This is a genomic window from Oceaniovalibus sp. ACAM 378 (assembly GCF_008085915.1).
Taxonomy (GTDB): domain Bacteria; phylum Pseudomonadota; class Alphaproteobacteria; order Rhodobacterales; family Rhodobacteraceae; genus Oceaniglobus.
Genome location: NZ_VSJK01000008.1, coordinates 249,653 through 265,182 on the forward strand (window position 1 = coordinate 249,653; position 15,530 = coordinate 265,182).

The following is a 15,530-nucleotide window of genomic DNA, read 5'->3' on the forward strand; positions in this document are numbered from 1 at the left end:
GTATTTTTACAAAGGTGAAACAGGGGGGCGCGCCCACCGCGCCTCGTTCGCCTCAATCGCGGCGATCCGGTCGGTGGTTTTCGGATGGCTCATCATCCAGGCGGGCGCCGCGCCGCCCCGGCCTTCGGTGAGCGCATCGAGTTTGGTGAACAGGGTTTTTTGCGGCGCGGTGCCGATCCCGGATTTGAACAGCAGCGCCGAGGCATAGGCGTCGGCCTCGTATTCATCGTTGCGCGACAGGCGGGCGACCAGAAGCGAAGTGAGCATGCCCGCCGCCCAGACCCCAACCCCCGGAAGAAACCGCGACAGGACCATCGCCAATGCAGTGCGCAGCGCATTCTGGCCGGCGAAATCGATCATTCGACGCCGGGAATGCCCCAGCGCCACATGGCCCAACTCATGCGCGATGACCGAGGCGAGTTCTTCTCCGGTCACATGACCCGTGCGATAGCGTTCGTAAAACCCGCGGGTGATGAAGATCCGCCCGTCGGGCGAGGCCAGCCCATTGACCGGTGAAACTTCATAGATATGGACGCGGATGCGCGGCAGATCCAGCGCGGCCGCCATCCGGTCGCAAAGTGCGCGCAACCCGGTGTCGGCCAGTTCGGAAGATTTCGCGTCCAGCTCGCGTCGCGTATTCCAGGCGGAAAAGCGATACATCGCAATGCCGTAAAGCAACATCAGCAGGATCGGTGCGAACTTCAGCATGGTCTAGATATGGGGCGGCTTGGGGCGCGCGGCAAGGGATCAGCGCAGCCAGGCGGCATAGGGGGGATGATGAACGGCCATGTCATCGAACAGCCACACCATGCGGTCGAGAAACCACAGCTTGACGATCAGCGTCAGCACCACGCCAAGCGCACTGGCCCAGGGATCAAGCACCCACAGCCCCCAGATCATCGGCGCCAGACCGATCACCGGCATGATCGACAGCCAGGCGGCGGCGCGGGAATGGTGGCGGGGGATCGGCACAACAGCGGCGTTCAGCCAGACCCGTTCGCCCATCACGGCGCGTGACATCCAGCCCCGGGTGCTGAGTGGCGGGCCAAAAGCGCGGGGGTTGATCCATGTCCAGACCACCAGCAGAGCCAGCGGAATGAGGCACCACCAGCCAATCCAGACCCGGGAAAAGATCGCCATAGCCGCCAGCGGCAAGACGGGCATGCGGGTCAGGCCGGACCATGGGTTCGCGTGCCGCTCCCACACGGGGTCGGTCATCGCGAATGCGGCGGCAAGGCGGCCCATCACGGCCATTGTGATCCTCCGGCTTTGGTCATGCACCAGATATGCCTTGGACGGCGACGGAAGGAAAGCGGGCTGCGCGCTCCAAAGACATCCCGGCGGCGCATACAGGAAAGGTGTGGAGGAATAACCCAACTCAACGGGCGAGCAGCCGCATTCCGCTTTCCAAGCCGGCCAGCGTCATCGGCACCATGCGGTCGGGGCCGAAAATCTGGCGGATCATGGCGATCGTCTGGGTATAATCCCAGTATTGCTCGGCGACCGGATTGATCCACAGGTGATCGGGCCATTGATCGCGGGCGCGTTCCAGCCAGGTCTGGCCGGGCTCGGGGTTCATATGTTCGTTCGCGCCGCCAGGATAGACCAGTTCATAGGGCGACATCGACGCATCACCGACAAAAATGCATTTCCAGTCCGGCCCATAGGTGCGCAGAATATCCCATGTGGGGGTCTGCGCGTTCCAGCGGCGGGCGTTGTCGCGCCACACGCCTTCGTACAGGCAGTTGTGGAAATAGAAATGTTTCAGCGATTTCAACTCTGTACGCGCGGCAGAAAACAATTCTTGCACCACTTTGACATGGTCGTCCATTGACCCGCCAATATCGAGAAACAACAGCACTTTGACCGCGTTGCGTCGCTCGGGGCGAGTTTTCACGTCAAGCCAACCCTGTTCGGCGGTGGCGCGGATTGTCCCGCCCATGTCGAGTTCTTCGGTCGCGCCGTCGCGGGCCCATTTGCGCAGCCGTTTCAGCGCGACCTTGATGTTGCGCGTGCCCAGTTCGACGGAATCGTCGAGATTGCGGAATTCGCGCCGGTCCCAGACCTTGACCGCGCGCCGGTGGCGGCTTTCGTCCTGTCCGATCCGAACGCCTTCGGGGTTGTAGCCATAGGCGCCAAAGGGCGAGGTTCCGGCGGTGCCGATCCATTTGTTGCCGCCCTGATGCCGGTCCTTTTGTTCTTTCAGGCGCTGTTTCAGCGTCTCCATCAGCGCATCGAACCCGCCCAATGCCTCGATCTCGGCCTTCTCGACGTCGCTCAGGTGTTTTTCGGCCAGTTTGCGCAACCAGTCTTCGGGCAGGTCCAGTGCCTTGGCCACCTGTTCGGGAGTGATTTCTTCCAGCCCCTGAAAACTGGCGGCGAAGGCACGGTCGAAACGGTCGATATGGCGTTCATCCTTCACCATGATCGCGCGGGCGAGGTAGTAGAACCCATCGGCGTCATACATCGCCAGCCCGGCTTTCAGGGCTTCGAGAAACGCCAGAAACTCACGCAGCGAGACGGGAACCCGGTGCGTTCGCAACTGATCGAAAAACGGCAGAAACATCAGATGGCGCGGGCCAGCACGATCGAGACGAAAAGACCGATGAGCGCGCCCAAGATCGCCAGTGCTCCGGCATATTGCGCCATATCAAGCCGCCTGCCGCCTCTGCGACGGGCGAGCAACGCGCCCCAAAGCGCACCGATCACGGAAAAGCCAAGTATGATCATGATGCGTGTCCTCTGCGTAGTGGGTTAAGTGCCCCGATCTCCGAGGCGCGCTTGCGTACCTCATCATCGGGTCCAAAGCCATAGCGCGCCCAGCCAAGACTTTCGCGCTGTAATTCTGCCGCTTCAGCCGTGCGGCCCAGCAGCAATAGCGCCTCGACCTTGACCAGCAGAAGGCTGGCCAGAAGGGCGGCGTTTTCGGCCTGCCGCACGGCGGGCACATTGGCGTCGACGATTTTTATCGCCACTTCGGCCTGACCGCCCGAAAGGGAAAAGGCGGCCAGCTGCATGGCGACATGTGCCGCATGGACCGCTGTCAGCGGATCGGCGGCATAGATTGCGCCGGCCTGAAGGAAAGACGACAGCGCCAATGCCGGTTCCCGCCCCAGAGACAGACGGCCAAGCGCAAACAGCGAAAACGCCAGCCGGTTGTCGTTCCAGTTGCCCGCACGGGCCAGTGTGACGGCGCGTTTCGCTGCGGCCTGACGGCGTGACAAGACAGTGCGCGCACCAAGCGCGGTTTCGATTTCATTGATCCATTCGCGGCTGGTGACCGGGCGCGGGGTGTCGCTGCCGCCCCTGCCGCCGGGGTTCAGACGGTTCAGAAGGGCGGGGAGGCGGCCCGCGACTTCTTCGCGGCTCATTCCCGATTGCAGTTCCGGCGCATAGGTGGCGCGCAGGATCAGCATGTCGAACCCCGTCAGGACGGTGTGAAAGTTGTCATCGTTGAACACCGAATCCGACAGGTGATACATATCGTTCAGCGGGCCAAGCGCCTGAGCAAGCTCTTCGTGCAGGCAGTCGCGTATTTCCTGCGGCGGTACATCCGAGGGCATGAACACCGACAGTTTTTCGCGGACCTTCAGGGTGGTCCAATCGGTCTGCGCGGTGCGGCGGTTGCGTTTGAAATCGGCCCAGCCGGTGACGCGGGGCACGACGAAACAGGCGGCCTGTGGCACGGCGCGCTGCAATTCGCGGCGCGGCACGGTTTCGATGGTGATCGATGCCGGCTCGTCCGCGTCGGTGCGGCGGATGTCGATGCCGGCCTCGCGCCGGAAGCGTTCGATCAGGCGGTCAAGATCGGTGATCATCGATGGCGGAGCCTCGCCGGTGACGCGGACCGTGATCGGGGCTTCGAACCGGGTAAGGACGGGCAGGGGGCGACCGCTTTCCAGCGAAAAGGACAGGTCGAGGAAATCACGGGCAATCGAGGCATTCGACCGCGTGGTGATGGCGGTGACGGGGCCGGAAAAGACCCGCATGGGCGGCAATTCAATGGCTGTATCGCGTTGATTGGCAGGTTCGGTGACCGGGGCGCAGGCGACGAGCACCAGCAGAGCAAGCGTGCGGGCCAGTATCTTGGCGGCTGAGGTCATGTTCGATTGTACCGGATGAACTGGGATGCCTTGCCGATCCGGTCGTAAAGCCTGCGCGCCTCTTGGTTGAAATCCTGCGTCAGCCAGTAAACTCCGGGCGCCCCGGCAGCATCGGCGCGGTCATAGACCGCCTGAATCAGCGCCCGCCCGACTCCTTTGCCCCGCACATCGGCGTCGGCATAGAGATCCTGAAGATAGCAGACGTTTTCCACCTTCCAGGCATGACGGTGAAACAGATAGTGGGTCAGCCCCACAGCACGTCCTTCATGTTCGGCAATCAATCCGCTGAAATCCTGTGGATCATCGCCCAGCAGCCGCGCAAACGTGCTGTCATAGACTGCGGCGGGAACCGAAGTGCCATAGAATTCCAGATAGGCCGTCCACAGCCGGTCCCATTCGGGGCGGTCATCGGCGGTCAGGGGGCGGACGGTTGGGGTCATGCGAGATAGGCCAGGGATATGAGGGACAGGAGGCTGGTCCAGATGATAACCGGCGCGATGATGTCGGTACGCACGTTGTAAAGCATCGCCAGCGAGAATGCCATGGCACCCGAGGGCCCGGCCGCGGTCAGAAGGAACATGTCGCGCCAGGGGTTGGCCGGAGAAACGGTGGCGAAGGCCAAAAGAACCAGCACAGGAAAAGCCAGCAATTTCAGCGCAGAGAACGCGATGATCGCGGGCGTTGGCTTGACGGCATGGCTTGAGAGTATGACCCCCAGCGCAAACAGCGTCAGCGGCGCCGCGCCGGCTCCTGCGAATTGCGCCGCAGTCAGGATCGGCGCGGGCACGGCAAGACCGGCGATATTGACCGCCAGCCCCAGCAGGATCGACAGGATCACCGGGTTGGCGGCGATACGTTTTACCACCACGCGGGTGTCGCCCCGGCCTGCCATCAGCTCGAGCGAGACAATGAAAAAGGCACAGGTGATGGCGGAGTCCCATGCGACGATGGCGGTGATCGGCAGGCTGGGCCCCTCGCCATACAGAAGTGCGGCGATCTGCCAGATATAGAACAGGGTGTTGATGAATATGACCGCCATGCCCAGCAGCCAGGATTCCACATGGGCGCGGTGAAACACCAGACGCGCGAGACCATAGGTGACGGCAAAAACGGCGATCTGGCAGCCGACCCAGATCGACATCGCGCCAGAGTTCCAAGTGGCGAGATCGATCCGGGTGATCAGCGGAAAGACCAGCGCGGGTTGCAGCACAAGAAACGCGATCCGGTTCAGGGCGCGCGCCTCGTCCGTTGTGGCCTTGCCGGTGCGACCCATGGCAAAGCCAAGCGCCAGCATGAAGAAGACCGGCAGGATATTGTAAGTCAGAATGTGGAGCATCAGCGGGCAGGATGCCGATCACCCCGGCTGACCGGCGATGCCGGCCAGCGGCCCGCCCGCCATCCATACCCGGGAAATGTCACCTCCTGCCGCGCGTCATGAAGGCCAGCCGTTCGAAAAGTTGCACATCCTGTTCGTTCTTCAACAGCGCACCATGCAGTTTCGGCAGGGAATCCCGGGCGTCGCGTTGCAGATCTGTGGCCGTCAGATCCTCGGCCAGCAGCAGTTTCAGCCAGTCCAGAACCTCGGAGGTCGAGGGTTTCTTCTTCAGCCCCGGCGTGTCGCGCAGCTCGAAAAACTGGGTCAGGGCTGCACTCAGCAGGGTGTCCTTGATGCCCGGATGATGGACACGCACGATGGCTTTCAGCGTCTCGGGATCGGGAAACCGGATATAGTGGAAGAAACAGCGGCGCAGGAACGCATCGGGCAGTTCCTTTTCGTTGTTCGATGTGATGATCACCACCGGGCGCTGTCGCGCGGTCACGGTCTGCCCGGTTTCGTAGACGTGGAACTCCATCCGGTCCAGTTCTTGCAGCAGATCGTTGGGGAATTCGATGTCTGCCTTGTCGACTTCGTCGATCAGCAGGACCACCCGTTCAGGCGCATCGAACGCCTGCCACAGCTTGCCTTTGCGGATATAGTTGCCGACGTCGTGCACCCGCTGTTCGCCCAGTTGGCTGTCGCGCAGACGGGACACGGCGTCGTATTCATACAGCCCCTGCTGTGCCCGGGTGGTCGATTTGATGTGCCATTCGATCATCGGCATGTTGAGCGCCTCGGCCACCTGACGCGCCAGTTCGGTCTTGCCGGTGCCCGGTTCGCCCTTGACCAGCAGCGGGCGTTCCAGCGTGATTGCGGCATTGACGGCAATGGTCAGGTCGTCGGTTGCCACATAGGCATCGGTCCCGGTAAATTTCATGGTAGTATCAAACCTCTGTGGGGCACTGTTCACACCTGCGAAACGGTGCGGTCACAATGCATCATGGCGAGGGCGAACCCTAGTGACAAGCGCGCGATGTTCGGATATTTGACCGCCAAAGGGAGTAGTTCATGTCAGAGGTTTTTTCCTCATTGGACGCTAGGCAGCTCCCGGTCGACGAAAGGGAGAAAATATGAAGGTAGATGCCTTTCTGCCCGAACATTACCGACCGGCCGAGGGTGAACCGTTCATGAACGAGCGCCAGGTCGAATATTTCCGCCGCAAGTTGTTGTCCTGGAAATCTGATTTGATGGATGATTCCAAAAGCACAGTGCAGGGAATGAAGGACGGCACCCGCAACATTCCTGATGTGGCTGACCGTGCATCCGAAGAAACCGACCGCGCGCTTGAACTGCGCACCCGCGACCGTCAGCGCAAGCTGGTCGGCAAGATCGATTCGGCCCTGCGCCGGATCGACGAGGGCGAGTATGGATACTGCGAAGCTTCGGGCGAGCCGATTTCGCTGAAGCGATTGGATGCCCGGCCCATCGCCACCATGACCCTTGAGGCCCAGGAGCGGCACGAGCGGCGTGAGAAGGTGCACCGCGACGATTGATCGGTGCAGCGGATACGAAAATCGACACCGGGGTCATCATGCCCCGGTGTTTTCGTTTGTGGGGGCAGGATGCGCAACGGCGGCAATCTGAAACATCGTGAAGTGACGGTTCTGGGTGCGGGTATTGGCGGACTGGCCACGGCGCTGGCATTGGCGCGACGTGGCGTGTCTGTGCGGATATTCGAGCAGGCACAGGAGATCGGCGCCTTTGGTGCGGGATTGCAGATCAGCCCGAATGGTATGGCCGTGCTGCGTGCTGTGGGAGTGGAGCGGGAGATATTGGAACGCTCGGGTGCCAGCGGCGCAGTGGTGCTGCGCAGCGGAGCGTCCGGGCGGGTGGCATTGCGGATGGCTTTGCCCGAAGGATTCCGCCTGATTCACCGGGCCGATCTGGTGTCGGTGCTGGCTGCTGCGGCTGTGGCAGCGGGCGTTGAAATTGTCACCGGCTGTCGTGCAACCGGCATCACCGGCGGGCGGGACGTGGCCGACGTTTCCTTTGACGATGGGACGGACCGGAGTTGCGAACTGCTGATTGGCGCTGATGGGGTTCGGTCGGTCCTGCGCGCCGAAATCGCGCCCTCGCAGCCGTTTTTCACCGGACAGGTGGCCTGGCGGGCGACGGTGCCCGACACGTCTGGTTTGCCCTGCGAAGCCGATGTCTTCATGGGGGCGGGGCGGCATCTGGTGCGCTATCCGCTGCCGGCGCGGGGGCTGATCAACCTTGTGGGGGTCGAGGAACGCACTGAATGGGCCGAAGAAAGCTGGACCGCGTCAGGCGCGCCCACAGACTTTCAGGCGGGGTTCTCGGGCTTTTGCCCCGAAGTGCGCGAAGTTGTGGAGCGTGTGGATCAGGTGCGCCTGTGGGGGTTGTTCCGCCATCCGGTGGCGCCTCTGTGGCACCGGGGCGTTGCCGCGTTGGTCGGGGATGCGGCGCATCCGACGCTACCGTTTTTGGCGCAGGGGGCCAATCTCGCGCTGGAGGATGCATTCGTGCTGGCCGATTGCCTGTCCGACCGTCCGCCGCCCGCCGCATTCCGGCTGTATCAGCAGCGGCGGCGTGACCGGGTGGTGCGGGCGATCACGGCGGCCAACGGGAACGCGCGGAATTATCATCTGGGTGGGGCGCAACGGCTGGTGGCCCATGCCGGGCTGCGTGCGATTTCTGCTGTCGCACCGGCGCTGATGCTGCGCCGGTTTGACTGGCTTTATGGGCATGACGTCACGGCGTGAGGCCGCCCGCCGTCCGGTTCAGGCGTCTGCGAGGGCGGCGATGATGCCGCCGAAATCCGCAGCCTTCAGGGATGCACCACCGACCAACGCACCATCCACGTTGGAGACGGCGAATATCTCGGACGCATTGGCGGGTTTCACCGAACCGCCATAAAGCAGACGCATGGCCTCGCCTTCGTCCCCAAACCGGGCAACCAGACGGGCGCGCAGATCGTCGTGCACCTCGGCGATCTGTTCCAGCGTCGGCACCTTGCCCGTGCCAATGGCCCAGATCGGTTCATAGGCGACAACCGTGTTGGCCGCTGTCGCAGCTTCCGGAACTGATCCGTCCAATTGCCCGCCACAGACCGTCAGGGTTTCACCTGTTTCGCGCTGCGCCAGCGTTTCGCCGATGCAGATTATCGCGATCAGACCTGCGGCATGGGCGGCCTCGGATTTTGTGCGCACGTCGGCATCGGTTTCGCCATGGTCGGCGCGGCGCTCGGAGTGGCCCGTTATCACATGGGACGCGCCTGCATCCGCCAGCATCGCCGCCGACACATCGCCGGTATGGGCACCGCTGACGGCCCCGTGGCAATCCTGTCCGCCGATCAACATATCGCTGCCTTCTGCCGCAACCGCCATCCGGTGCACCAAAGTGGCGGGCGGGCAGATCAGCACCTGACACCCGGGTTCGGGATGTGCGGCCAAAAGTTGGGCGACCTCGGACAGGGCGGCGGCGGTACCGTTCATCTTCCAGTTGCCAGCGGCAAGTTTCGGGCGGGTGGGCATGGAAGGCTCCTGTTCACATGAGGGATGTCCCCGTCAGTTAGCCCATGGGGCGACAAAGGGCAAAGGGGTGGCGGTGCGTCGCAGTTGTGATCGCCCCCGGTTTGCGGCATAGGTCTGCAATTGGAATTTAAACACGGACCTGCCCGATGGACATGATGTCGACCTTCGTGAAACCCATGCACCCGGAGGGTCGCCGCTTCGTTGCCATCTTTGCCGCGATCACCGTCGTTCTGTTTATCATTTGGGAGCCGCTAGGCTGGATCGGCGTCGGTCTGACCGTCTGGTGTTACTATTTCTTCCGCGATCCGGTGCGCCAGGTGCCGCAACGTGAAGGGCTGGTGATCAGCCCCGCCGACGGGATCGTTTCGCTGATCGAACCCGCCGTGCCCCCGACCGAATTGGGCATGGGCCCCGAGCCTTTGACCCGGGTCAGCGTGTTCATGAATGTGTTCAACTGCCATGTGAACCGCGCGCCGGTGCCGGGGACAGTTGCCGCAGTTGCCTATCGCGCGGGTAAATTTCTGAATGCCTCGCTGGACAAGGCGAGCGTCGACAACGAGCGTAATTCGCTGGCCATCACCATGGCTGACGGACGGCAGATCGCCGTGGTGCAGATTGCCGGGTTGGTGGCGCGGCGGATCCTGTGTTTCACCGAACCCAACAGCGTGTTGCGCACCGGGGAACGGTTTGGGCTGATCCGCTTTGGCAGCCGGGTGGACGTTTATCTGCCCGATGGCGTTGCGCCGCTGGTGTCGCTGGGGCAGGGCTGTATTGCCGGTGAAACCGTGCTTGCCGATCTGACGGGCAGTGAACCCGCCCGCATGGCGCGGGCAGTGTGACAGGTTGAATGAACGGACCCATGATATGAACGATCCGCGCTCTCCGAAATCCGACTTGCACAAATCGGAACTTTCGATCGTGCAGCTTTTACCGAACCTCATGACGCTGGCCGCAATCTGTGCCGGTCTGACTGCGATCAGATATGGCATCGAGGGAAATTTTGAACGCGCCGTGCGGTTCATTCTCATCGCCGGCGTTCTTGATGGGCTGGACGGGCGCGTGGCGCGGATGCTGAAAAGCGAATCTGCAATTGGCGCCGAGCTGGATTCACTGGCCGATTTCGTGAACTTCGGGGTTGCCCCGGTGCTGATCATCTATTTCTGGGGCCTTCAGGACATGCGCAACGAAGCGTGGATCGCGATCCTGATCTTTGCGGTCTGTTGTGTCACGCGTCTGGCGCGATTCAACGTTGTGTCGCGCGCCGCGGTGGACGAGCCGAAACCGGATTTCTTTACCGGCGTTCCCGCGCCGGCGGGGGCGGTTCTGGTCATGCTGCCAATGTATCTGGCGTTTGTTTTCGATTGGACGCCCAATCCGGGAATCGAGGATCTGTCGATCAGCGCTTGGGTGGTGGTGGTCGGATTGTTGATGGTCAGCCGAATCCCGACGTTCTCGCTGAAGTCGACGACGATCCGGCGCGAGCGTGTGCGCTATTTCTTGATCGCCTTTGTCGGCTTTATTGCGCTTTTGCTGACTTATACTTGGGTCACGCTGGCGATGGTGTCACTGGCTTATCTCGCGTCGATCCCGATTTCACGTCGCAAGGGGCGCGCGGTTCAGGCCAGATTTCAGGCCGCGCTCGAGGCAGAAGACCGGGCCGAAGATCAGCCCCACGATCCGACCCGGCATCAAGACGACATCTGATCCGCATCCTTGAACTTGATCGATTCGCCGCAGCCACAGGCATCGGTCACGTTCGGGTTGCGGAACTTGAACGATGATTCCAGCAGCGAGATTTCATAGTCGATCTCGGTGCCGAACAGGAACATCTGCGCCATCGGGGCGATCATCACCCGTGCGCCTTCGGTTTCGACCACCTCGTCCAGTGGATCGACTGAGGTCACGTATTCCATGGTATATTCCATGCCGGCGCAGCCGCCTTTTTTCACACCGATGCGCAGACCCTGATGGTTGTCGCGCGCCATCAGTTTCGCGATCTGCCGAACGGCGGCGGGGGTCATCGAAACGGCTTGCTTGCCGGGAATGCCAAACATGGTCTGTCCTTTCGGGAGTCTTTTACAATGTAGGCGGCAAGGCCGCGGGTCTCAAGGGGATCACGGCCGCAAGACGATCACAGTCTCGATGGAATCACAGCGCGACAGTGACCGACCAGCCGAACCGCGCGACATCTCCGGGCGGCAGGAGCACGCTGAACGGCCGTTCGGCGATCTGCTCGGTTCCGTCGGTTTCGCCCGGCAGACCGTGCCAGGGCTCGATACACAGGAAGGACGCGCCGGGTTTCGACCACAGGGCAAGATTTGGCAGGTTTTCAAACCGGAAGGCCAGATGCCCGCCGCTTTCGACGCCATATTGCAGGCCATCCCCCGCGCCTTGGGGAATGACCAGCGCGTCATTGTCGAACATCCCCGGGGTTATCGGGATCCTGCCTTGGACAAAGGGCGAGGGCAGGGTTTCGCGGGTCATCAATCCGCCCTCCAGCCTGGCCAGTGGCGGTTCGGCTCCATTGTCCAGAGTCACCCAATGCTGCTGCCCCTCAAACCCCGGCAGGGGCCAGCGAAATCCGGGATGAAAGCCAAACCCGAAGGGCATCGCGTCTGTGTCACGGTTTTCGATCTCGGCGATGACGTGCAGCGTCGGGCCGTCCAGCCGGTGGGTTACGGTGACTTGAAACGCAAAGGGATAGACGCGTCGCGTCGCGTCACTGTCGCTCAGGCTATGCTGGCAGACCTCGTCATCGTGGGAGACGCGGGTGAAAACCCCATGACGCAGAAAGCCGTGGATCGCCATTTCGGCCTGATGATCGCGCACCGCCACCCAGTTGTCACGTGTCCGCCCGACAATGGGAAACAGCAGCGGCGCACGAGCCGCCCAGAACGCCGGGTCGCCATGCCACAAGAACTCGCGACCATCGGCTGTGGTCAGTGTTTGCATCTCGGCCCCAAGATCTGACAGGGTCAGGGACAGATGGGCGTTGGACAGGTGGGTTATGTTTTCGGTCATTGGCATCGGGGGCTCACTGGTTGTTCACGCGCAGACTGCAGGATTAACAAGCGACTGACCAGTGGCGTAAGGCCAAGGCCTGGGTTCGCCGGGGCTTTCCTTTGGGACTTTGCGCTGCGATGAATGGGCCATGTCACGAAAGACCCTGAATGCCGCCAATCTGGCCGGTCTGGGCGCCGAGCATCTGGCAGCCCTGCTGATCGAAGTCAGCACCGGCAGCGCTGATATCAAGCGCCGTCTGCGGCTGGAATTGAGCCATGCCATCGGCCCCGAGGAATTGGGCCGCGATGTGCGCAAGCGGTTGGTGGCATTGCGCAAGGCCCGGACGCGGGTCACCTGGCGCCGCCGCCGTGCCCTGACCGCCGATTTGCAGACGCAGGCCGATATGATCACCAACCGCATTGCGCCCGACGATGGTGCGCTGGCCTTCGATCTGTTGTGGGAGTTCATGGCGCTGGCCCCGGCGATTTTCGCCCGTGTCGACGATTCCCGGGGCGAGGTGGCTGCGGTGTTCGATGCCGCCCGGGCCCGGTTTGCCGATATCGCACCGCTTGCCGATCTGTCCCCCGAACCGTTGGCCCAGCGGGTGTGGGATGCCTTGCACCACGATACAAATGGCGCGCTTGAGGGGATAACCGGGTTGTTGGCGGCGCAATTGGGTGCGCCGGGTCTGGCCAGGCTGCGCGCGCTGGTCCAGGGCGAGATCGAAGATCTTTCGGCCAGACAGGCAAGACGGATGCGGGGTATCCTGCAGGATATCGCCGAGGCCGAGGGCGACACGGATGCCTTCATCGCACAAATACCGCCGGTCGACCGCTCGCGCCCGTCGGTGGCCGCCGATATCGCCACGCGTCTGACCAATGCAGGCCGCGCGGATGAGGCGCTGAGCGCGCTGCGCAACGCCCGCCCCGGTCCCACCACAATGACCCCGGGGCGGGCTGCGTGGGACGATGCGCTTATCGGTGCGCTGATCGCGCTTGGCCGACAGGATGAGGCACAGCACCACCGTTGGGAGCGGTTCACCGCGACGCTTGATATCACCCACCTGCGCGCGCATCTGTCCGCGCTGCCCGATTTTGACGACATCGAAGCCGAGGACCGGGCCCGCGATCATGTGCTTGGCTTTCGTGACCTCACCGCAGCTATCGAATTTTTCACCAGCTGGCCGGATGCCGCAGGGCTGGCCCGGTTGGTGCAGTCGCGGGCCGATGAATTGAACGGCGACCGGTACGAACTGCTTGGTCCGGCGGCGGAACTGCTGCGTGATCGTCATCCGCTGGCCGCCACGATCCTGTGGCGTGCGATGATCGGATTCGCGTTGACCAAGGCGCGTGCGGGCCGATACGGCCATGCCGCCGATCATCTGGCCGATTGCGCGGCGGCGGATGCGGATATCTCAGACTATGGCGCTTTGCCGTCCCATGAAGACTATGTCGCACAGTTGCGTCAGGACTTCTCGCGGCGACGTGCCTTTTGGGACCGGCTGGGCTGAGGATGCCATGGTGGCGCGGGCCATTCGTCAAACGCCGACCTGCTGGGCTACATGAAGCCCAGTTCAAGCCGCGCTTCGTCGCTCATCATTTCCATCCCCCAGGGCGGCGACCACGTGAGCTCGACGTTGACCGATTTCACACCTGCAAGCGGTTCGATGGCATCCGCAATCCAGCCGGGCATCTCGCCCGCCACGGGGCAGCCGGGAGCGGTCAGGCTCATCAGAATTTCAACGTGATTCTCGCCGTTGATGTCGATGGTATAGATCAATCCCAGATCAAAGATGTTCACCGGGATTTCGGGGTCATAAACGCTGCGGCAGGCACCGACCACGTCGTCGTAAAGCGGATGATCCGTTGAAGATGGCTGGATCAGCGGGGCGCCTTCCATCGGCGCAGAGTTTTCGGCGGTCATGGCTGTCTCGCTTGCTCGCTCGGGTAAAGTTGACCAAACATATAAGGATTGTGACGCGGCGCGTCCAGTGACCGGCGCGCGTTCTTGCGTTTTCGTCGCACCCATTGTGCCTGCAGCGCGCGTCTTGCCCTCGTGCGGTCAGGTTGTGCGGGGTTTGCGAAATTTGCGCGGTAGGGGGCGCAGGCGTTTTTCCAGCAGATCGAACAAAAGGGCCGCGATATTCGTGCCCGTGGCGGTTTCAAACGGCTCGATTGCAGGTGTGGGATTGACCGACAGCACCTTTGGCCCGTCGGGCGTACGCAGCATTTCGACACTGGCCAGACCCAGACGAAACGCGCGAACCGCCCGGCGGGCCGCGTCACGTTCCGCCTTGTTTGGCTTGGCGGATTTGGCAAAGGGGCCGTCGGCGCCGCCGCGACGCGCCACGGCCGCCACCACCTTGCCCCCGAGCACAAGACAGCGCAATCCGGCGGGATCAGCACCCTCGATGAAATCCTGCACCAGCACATTCGCATCCACACCGCGAATCGCGCCGATGACCGCTTGTGCGGCAGCGGGAGTTTCGGCGATCAGCGTGCCTTCGCCTTGCGGCGCATCCAGCAGTTTCACCACCAGCGGCGCAGTTCCGACCAGCCCGATCAGATGCGCGGTGTCCCGGGGCGATGCGGCGAATGCCGTGGGCGGCATGGCGACATGGGCGCGTGCCAGAACCTGATGCGCGGCAATGGAATCGTGGGCCATCGCAATCCCTTGGCTTGGATTCAGGCAATGGGTGCCGATGGTTTCGAACTGCCGCACCAATGCCGCACCATACCGTGCGGCCGAGGCGCCGATGCGGGGGATCACCGCGTCGAATCGCGGCAGGGGCGCGCCGTCGCAATGTACCTCGGGCGACAGGGCATTCATCGTCATATAGCAGCGCAGCGTGTCGACAGGCTGCAAGCTGTGCCCGCGCCGCTCTGCCTCCGCCTGCAACCGGCGCAGGGTCGATGAGCGGGGATTGCGGGTCAGCACGGCCACCGAAAGACGGCGGTCGGCGGGGGATGGCGGCGCGGTTGCGGGCTCATAAATGTCGTCGGACAGGACAGGCTGGCAAAAGCTGTCGTTGGGGGCGACGACCATGTCATCGGCAATCGCCTGCCGCCCCAGCAACATCCGGTAAGCCATCGCGCCCCGGTCGGTCAGGGTCAGTTCCAGCGGCCAGCGGCGTGATCCCATCTCGATTTCGGTGGCAATGACAAAGCGGTACTCGGTTTCGCCGTTCGAAGATGTGACCGGGCGGCGGTCAAGCACCGGCGCGGTGCAGCGCACCACCAGATCGTGACGTCCGGGAACCGGATGGACCGAGAACTGCACCTGTGGCGCATCTGCATCGCCGAAAGCCTCGATGTCAAAGGCATGCAGCGCCGAGGTGCGCGCCCCGGTGTCCACCTTGGCCTTCAGCGCGGGCAGGCCCAGATCGGGCAGGGCGCACCATTCTTCCCAGCCAAGGCGGAAAGGTGGTGGGGTGTGGTCGGTCATGGGGGTGTTCCGCTGGTTCGGTCTCGTTGGTTCAGTCGGGCTGGTTTGGTCAGACTGGCACGTTCGGGGCGAGCCATAACGCAGAATGCCGGGTCGGGAAAGCACCGG

Annotated in this window: 18 protein-coding genes; 5 read left to right on the top strand and 13 right to left on the bottom strand. The window is 62.7% G+C overall.

What is annotated here, in order from left to right; translation table 11 throughout:
- Positions 1-6: 6 nt before the first annotated feature.
- From FQ320_RS12995 to FQ320_RS13025, 8 genes are all read right to left on the bottom strand, one after another.
- Positions 7-708 (bottom strand): M48 family metallopeptidase, encoded by a 702-nt coding sequence (locus FQ320_RS12995; RefSeq protein WP_148472892.1) that lies wholly within the window; start codon positions 706-708, stop codon positions 7-9.
- A 39-nt stretch (positions 709-747) separates the two neighbouring features.
- Entirely contained in the window at positions 748-1,254 is a 507-nt protein-coding gene (locus FQ320_RS13000; RefSeq protein ID WP_148472893.1) for a DUF6653 family protein, read from the bottom strand.
- Positions 1,255-1,378: 124 nt separating this feature from the next.
- Entirely contained in the window at positions 1,379-2,566 is a 1,188-nt protein-coding gene (locus FQ320_RS13005; RefSeq protein WP_148472895.1) for a VWA domain-containing protein, read from the bottom strand.
- Entirely contained in the window at positions 2,566-2,730 is a 165-nt protein-coding gene (locus FQ320_RS25670; RefSeq protein ID WP_187393891.1) for a hypothetical protein, read from the bottom strand. Before FQ320_RS25670 ends, FQ320_RS13005 begins: the two co-directional genes overlap by 1 nt.
- Positions 2,727-4,103, bottom strand: a complete 1,377-nt coding sequence (locus tag FQ320_RS13010; protein WP_148472897.1) for a DUF2927 domain-containing protein — start codon at positions 4,101-4,103, stop codon at positions 2,727-2,729. The genes FQ320_RS25670 and FQ320_RS13010 overlap by 4 nt, the downstream gene beginning before the upstream one ends.
- Positions 4,100-4,543: a GNAT family N-acetyltransferase gene (locus tag FQ320_RS13015; RefSeq protein WP_148472899.1), complete on the bottom strand. Its 444-nt coding sequence runs from the start codon at positions 4,541-4,543 to the stop codon at positions 4,100-4,102. Before FQ320_RS13015 ends, FQ320_RS13010 begins: the two co-directional genes overlap by 4 nt.
- On the bottom strand, positions 4,540-5,439 hold the full coding sequence (locus tag FQ320_RS13020; protein WP_148472901.1) for an AEC family transporter: 900 nt from the start codon (positions 5,437-5,439) through the stop codon (positions 4,540-4,542). Before FQ320_RS13020 ends, FQ320_RS13015 begins: the two co-directional genes overlap by 4 nt.
- A gap of 79 nt (positions 5,440-5,518) precedes the next feature.
- Positions 5,519-6,358 (bottom strand): MoxR family ATPase, encoded by an 840-nt coding sequence (locus FQ320_RS13025; RefSeq protein WP_148472903.1) that lies wholly within the window; start codon positions 6,356-6,358, stop codon positions 5,519-5,521.
- 193 nt (positions 6,359-6,551) lie between these two features.
- Here FQ320_RS13025 and dksA point away from each other — a divergent pair, with 193 nt between their 5' ends.
- Both dksA and FQ320_RS13035 read left to right on the top strand, forming a co-directional pair.
- Entirely contained in the window at positions 6,552-6,974 is a 423-nt protein-coding gene (gene dksA / locus FQ320_RS13030) for an RNA polymerase-binding protein DksA (protein WP_148472905.1), read from the top strand.
- A gap of 69 nt (positions 6,975-7,043) precedes the next feature.
- A complete protein-coding gene (locus tag FQ320_RS13035) occupies positions 7,044-8,204 on the top strand; it encodes an FAD-dependent monooxygenase (protein WP_148472907.1) in 1,161 nt (386 codons plus the stop codon).
- Between the two features lie 18 nt (positions 8,205-8,222).
- Here the strand turns inward: FQ320_RS13035 and tpiA are convergent, their stop codons facing one another.
- Positions 8,223-8,975 (bottom strand): triose-phosphate isomerase, encoded by a 753-nt coding sequence (tpiA, locus tag FQ320_RS13040; protein ID WP_148472909.1) that lies wholly within the window; start codon positions 8,973-8,975, stop codon positions 8,223-8,225.
- 146 nt (positions 8,976-9,121) lie between these two features.
- Between tpiA and FQ320_RS13045 the strand changes: the two genes are divergently transcribed.
- Together FQ320_RS13045 and pssA are read left to right on the top strand one after the other, a co-directional pair.
- Positions 9,122-9,814, top strand: coding sequence for a phosphatidylserine decarboxylase (locus FQ320_RS13045; protein ID WP_148472911.1), 693 nt, complete (start codon positions 9,122-9,124; stop codon positions 9,812-9,814).
- A 25-nt stretch (positions 9,815-9,839) separates the two neighbouring features.
- Positions 9,840-10,679: a CDP-diacylglycerol--serine O-phosphatidyltransferase gene (pssA, locus tag FQ320_RS13050; RefSeq protein WP_148472913.1), complete on the top strand. Its 840-nt coding sequence runs from the start codon at positions 9,840-9,842 to the stop codon at positions 10,677-10,679.
- Here the strand turns inward: pssA and FQ320_RS13055 are convergent.
- Positions 10,664-11,029 (bottom strand): iron-sulfur cluster assembly accessory protein, encoded by a 366-nt coding sequence (locus FQ320_RS13055; protein WP_148472915.1) that lies wholly within the window; start codon positions 11,027-11,029, stop codon positions 10,664-10,666. The genes pssA and FQ320_RS13055 overlap by 16 nt on opposite strands.
- A gap of 94 nt (positions 11,030-11,123) precedes the next feature.
- Positions 11,124-12,002, bottom strand: a complete 879-nt coding sequence (locus FQ320_RS13060) for an aldose 1-epimerase family protein (RefSeq protein WP_255509489.1) — start codon at positions 12,000-12,002, stop codon at positions 11,124-11,126.
- 124 nt (positions 12,003-12,126) lie between these two features.
- Between FQ320_RS13060 and FQ320_RS13065 the strand changes: the two genes are divergently transcribed.
- A complete protein-coding gene (locus FQ320_RS13065) occupies positions 12,127-13,488 on the top strand; it encodes a DUF6880 family protein (RefSeq protein ID WP_148472917.1) in 1,362 nt (453 codons plus the stop codon).
- Between the two features lie 47 nt (positions 13,489-13,535).
- Here the strand turns inward: FQ320_RS13065 and FQ320_RS13070 are convergent, their stop codons facing one another.
- Both FQ320_RS13070 and FQ320_RS13075 read right to left on the bottom strand, forming a co-directional pair.
- Positions 13,536-13,901, bottom strand: a complete 366-nt coding sequence (locus FQ320_RS13070) for an SUF system Fe-S cluster assembly protein (RefSeq protein WP_148472919.1) — start codon at positions 13,899-13,901, stop codon at positions 13,536-13,538.
- A 138-nt stretch (positions 13,902-14,039) separates the two neighbouring features.
- Complete coding sequence (locus FQ320_RS13075; RefSeq protein ID WP_148472921.1) at positions 14,040-15,422, bottom strand: RimK family alpha-L-glutamate ligase; 1,383 nt, start codon at positions 15,420-15,422, stop codon at positions 14,040-14,042.
- Positions 15,423-15,530: the final 108 nt, after the last annotated feature.